This is a genomic window from Terriglobia bacterium (assembly GCA_020073085.1).
Classification (GTDB): domain Bacteria; phylum Acidobacteriota; class Terriglobia; order JAIQFV01; family JAIQFV01; genus JAIQFV01.
Genome location: JAIQFV010000061.1, coordinates 1 through 4728 on the forward strand (window position 1 = coordinate 1; position 4728 = coordinate 4728).

The 4728-nt window shown below is 54.7% G+C and carries 3 protein-coding genes; all 3 read left to right on the plus strand.

Annotated elements, in window-relative coordinates; all coding sequences use genetic code 11:
- Positions 1-345 precede the first annotated feature (345 nt).
- Positions 346-834 (plus strand): hypothetical protein, encoded by a 489-nt coding sequence (locus tag LAO21_23125; protein MBZ5555609.1) that lies wholly within the window; start codon positions 346-348, stop codon positions 832-834.
- Between the two features lie 169 nt (positions 835-1003).
- Complete coding sequence (locus LAO21_23130; protein ID MBZ5555610.1) at positions 1004-1537, plus strand: DinB family protein; 534 nt, start codon at positions 1004-1006, stop codon at positions 1535-1537.
- 91 nt (positions 1538-1628) lie between these two features.
- On the plus strand, positions 1629-4115 hold the full coding sequence (locus LAO21_23135; GenBank protein ID MBZ5555611.1) for an ABC transporter permease: 2487 nt from the start codon (positions 1629-1631) through the stop codon (positions 4113-4115).
- Positions 4116-4728: the final 613 nt, after the last annotated feature.

Here is a 4728-nt window from a genome sequence, read left to right on the forward strand (position 1 = left end):
TTCAGGCCTCGAAGTCTGGCAGGTGTGCAAAATTGATGGGCAGTGGAAGATCTTGTCCGTTGCCTGGACGATCTATCCATAGTCACAGCTGACAGCCAACAGCGCTCCAGAGAACAAGGCGAGCTTATGCCTGGTGATTCCGCCGGACCGCTGAAGAAGGGAAAGCGGATGGTGATTTCTGCGCCGTCCGCCAGAGGGAAGGATCTGCCTCAACAGTCTCTGCACGATGTGGCATCGCCAAGAACGTATTGGCCTGGGATGACGCTGTGGCCGACCGGGCCTACAAGAGGAAAGAAGCGAATGAAATCGAGATTGGCAACTTCAATACGCTCTAGCTTTCCGTACATGAATCTGAGGGGGCGCATTCCGGTCTCCACGTTACTGGCGGTAATCGTAACGGCTGCAGCCTGGGCGCAAAGTGCTCCTGCCGTCAATTCGGCAGAAGCGCGAAAAGCGATTCAAGCGCGTGTGGCGATGGACAAGAACACAATTGAGAGGATGCTGGCTCCGGATTTATACGTCCAAACTCCCGACCGAAAACTAACACGGCAGGAGTTTATCGATGCAATCTCCTCCCGCCCGTATACCTTAACACGATTTCACGCCACCGTGCTCACGGTCGAACCCAGAGGCAACGACTGGGCGGCACTCGTACTTGAGAAACTAGAGGGCGAGATTAAGGACAACAGTGGCAAAACGAGCAAGATCTACGTCATGGGGGTTGTACGGGATGGCTGGGGAAAATTGAACGACAACCAGTGGACCCTCCTATGGTCCGAGCAACTGGGCCAGCAACTGTGGGAGGAGGAGATTCCGCCGATCGCAAACTGGTAACGGAGTTTCCAAATGATGTCCTCCGCCGGTCCCGATTCAGCTAGCAATTGCTGTTGTCGGCGGTAATCTGATTCTTGCCGAAGGCTATATACCCCCAAGTCTGACATAACAATAGCAAAGCATTCCCTTTGAAAATGCAAGCCGAAATCCAAACGGAAATGAGGACAAAATGAAGAGAACTTTCGTGATCCCTGCCTTGCTGTTCCTCGCCGCGTCAGCGATTGCACAAACAACGTGCGCGCAATCAAAGAACCCGGTAAGTACCGCCCTGAGAGACATTCTGCCCGGCCGGCAGAAAAACACCGTCGCAGCCGTCGAAGCCATGCCCGCCGAAAAATTCAGTTACAAGCCCAGCGCCGACCAGATGACCTTCGGCCGTCTCGTTGTCCACATGGCCGAAACGAATAATCTGCTGTGCGGCAAGGCGGCCGCCGTCCCTGCTCCCAAGGTCGAGGAGGCGAAAGACACGGACTCGAAAGACAAGCTCATCGTCGCGCTCAAGGCCTCCTTCGATTTCTGTTCCGGCGCGCTGGCGAATATGGACGATTCGAAACCAGCGGAGACCACGGAAGGATTCGGCGGAAAACAAGTTACGCGCGCCTGGTTGAGCCTGATCCTAGCCGGTAGTTGGGCCGACCACTACGCCGAAGCCGCAATGTATCTGCGCCTGAACGGTGTGTTGCCGCCGACCGCCAACAAGTAAGAGCGATGCTCCCATTTGTAAAGCTGTAAACGTCGAAACGGAGATCCGGACGAAGTGACCAATCTGAGAACTTGATTCATTGGGGGAAATCATGGAAATGTTATTCAGTGATATCCGGTACGCCTTCCGCATCTTGCGGAAGAGTCCCGGCTTCACTCTCATAATCATTCTCACGCTGGCATTGGGAATTGGGGCGAACACATCGATTTTCAGCATCGTAAACGCGGTGCTATTGCGTTCCTTGCCGTACTACGACCCCGGTCGTTTGGTGAAGATCACTTTCAACAATCCTGGAATAGGTTTGCGTGACATCCCCTTCTCTGTCCCGGAGTTGGAAGATCTGAAGTCAAAAGCGGGTGTCTTCGAGGAAGTAAGCGTTGTCCTCTCTGGGCCTACCAACTTGACCGGCGCCAAACAACCGGAACACCTTGAAATGCTCGAGGTGAGCCCCAACTATTTTTCCATGCTCGGCACAACACCAGAAATCGGGCGGTTATTTGGTCCGCAGGATTTTGCGCTTGGTTTTGCGGAAGCAACTGTGATTAGCGATGGCTTGTGGCGCCGCTCTTACGGCGGCGACCCGAATATTCTCGGTAAGCGTCTGAGGATGGACAACGATCCGTACACGATTGTGGGAGTAGTTCCTGCTGGATTTCGCCACCCCGGAAAGACGGGTGGGAAGGATGTGGAAGTGTGGGTCACGTGCGGGTTCAGCGGTGATCCTTATCCGAAACCCGCGCGAAACGTGAAGGTGGCGCGCGAGGCAATCGGACGGCTGAAACCTGGCATCGATGTAACGCAGGCTCAGGCGAGACTGACGGCAATGGCCAGCGAACTGCGAAGTGATTTTCCGAACGATTATCCTCCTGAGGCTAAATGGTCCATCGATATCCAACCTTTGCAGGACGCACTCGTAGGCTCTGTGCGTCCCCAGCTGCTGGTATTAATGGCCGCAGTAGTCTTAGTCGTGCTAATCGCATCCGTGAATATCGCAAACCTTCTACTGGCTCGCGCTTCAGGAAGACAGAGAGAGATGGCACTTCGGATGGCGCTTGGGGCTGGCCGTACCCGCATGGTGCGCCAGATGCTGACGGAGTCGCTGGTGCTTTCCTTGATCGCGGGTGTGGCAGGCGTGCTCGCAGCGAAATTGACCTTGAGTTTTATCCTTCGCTTTGTTCCCGCTTCAGTTCCCCGGCTTGCCGAGGTGGGTGTCGACCGGACGGTGCTGCTTTTTGCTCTTCTGATTTCCATCTTCACCGGAATCATCTTTGGGCTCGCTCCAGCTTTCCAGGCAATGAAAGCCGATATGACTGCCGCCATTCGGGAAGGTGCTCAAGGCTCCGGTTACAGCGCTAAGACATTCCGGTTGAGGAGTGTGCTGATTGTGTCTGAACTGGCGCTTGCTGTTGTGTTGATGGTTGGAGCCGGCTTGCTCCTGCGGACTTTCTGGGGATTGATTCAGGAAAATCCGGGCTTCGATCCTTCGAGGCTAGTCACTGCAAGCTTCTACCTACCGAACCCGAACGATCCCAAGACGGATGTGTTGTATGGAGACTTCTCAAAAAGGACATCTTTTTTCCGAGACGTCATTCGGCGTGTGGCCACGATTCCAGGAATCGATCGGGCCGCCATGACCTCGGATTTGCCAGGCGCGCGTCCAGCAACAACCGCCGCACTGGTGATTGAGGACCGCGCGGCCGATTCATCGCAGGGGTTAACAGCGGAAGTAGTTCGGGTGAGTCCCGATTATTTCATGCTAATGCAATCCCCATTGATTCGTGGGCGGTTTTTCCTTGAAAGCGATGAAAGCGGAAAGCAGGAGGTAGCCATCATTGATGAGACGACGGCGCGGCGCTATTGGTCGGGCATTGATCCAGTCGGCAGGCGCTTCCGGATGGGGGTAAATCCCAGGCTTCCTGGGGTAACCGTGGTCGTGGTCGTGGTCGGAATCGTCAAGGATATGAAGCAAGACGGACTCGATACAGATGGTGTCCCCCACATTTTCAGACCAATCTATCAACAATCGCCACTACGCTCGCGGGCCGTGAGCGTGGTGGGGAGGACGCCTCTGCCCGCATCACTCCTCGAATCACAAATTCGGAAAGAGATACAGACATTGGATCCCGCATTGCCGGTATTCAACGTGCGCTCGATGAACGATTTGATGGATGCTTCAATAGCGCCGCGCCGATTCTCGGCGGAATTGGTTGGAGTGTTCGCGGCCGTCGCCATGCTTTTGTCCTCTATTGGCATCTATGGATTGCTGGCTTACATGGTTGGGCAGAGGTCCCGCGAGATTGGAATAAGAGTAGCCCTGGGAGCCCAGCGGTCAGATATCCTCAAACTCATTCTCGGGAAAGGGCTATTGCTCGCGGGCGCTGGGATTGCAATTGGACTGGTGCTTGCTTCAGCCGTAGCGCCGCTGATTGCAACTCTACTGTACGGTGTTCATCCGATTGATCTGATCGTCTTCGTCACAGTCCCGCTGATTTTGCTGGTTGTCGCCTTTCTGGCGACTTACATTCCCGCTCGTCGCGCGACGACGGTGGATCCAATCATTGCCTTACATGAAAGCTAAAACTGCGAGGCTAGAAACGTAACCGACTGCCAAGGAGAAGAAAGTGTCCGTTTACGAAAGGCTAGAGGCTCTCAACATCGGAAGATGCGGCGTCGATGCTAGTCAACCGCGAAACTTTAGCCTAGGCGTTTGCTACTTGAAAAGCGTATGTGGCCGCAGAATTGGTCGTCTACTCGATATATACGTAAGTCGTTGAGAAGCAAAGACGGGCTAGTATTTCATCTGGCTCATAACCCGAAGGTCGCCAGTTCAAATCTGGCCCCCGCAACCAAATTCAAGAGCTCAGTCTCCCCCATTCGGAGCTGGGCTTTTTTGTTGGAGTAACGTAAATCGGGGTGCCGCGGGCATCGCGGGCTTTGCGATGCCTGCGAACTATAACCCACCCTGGTAGGGCCGGCTCATGATCCCGCGAGGTCCCGCCTCAGACACCGTGCCTTCCATCCGCCACAACGAATCCGAAGCGATCGCTTTGGACTGATCAGCGACAATTACATTGACCGGCAACGACAATTACATTGACCGGGTCCCGAAGCTCGGAAGTTGGTAATCTGACGGCCTTTAAGTGCAAGGAGGGCCGGTGATTACCACAGACGAGCAGGTGAGGAGACTCATG

What these genes read in the sequence shown, in the direction of transcription:
- LAO21_23135 (MBZ5555611.1), top strand. Translation starts at nt 1,629, where the DNA reads ATGGAAATGTTATTCAGTGATATCCGGTACGCCTTCCGCATCTTGCGG.
- LAO21_23130 (MBZ5555610.1), top strand. Translation starts at nt 1,004, where the DNA reads ATGAAGAGAACTTTCGTGATCCCTGCCTTGCTGTTCCTCGCCGCGTCA.
- LAO21_23125 (MBZ5555609.1), top strand. Translation starts at nt 346, where the DNA reads ATGAATCTGAGGGGGCGCATTCCGGTCTCCACGTTACTGGCGGTAATC.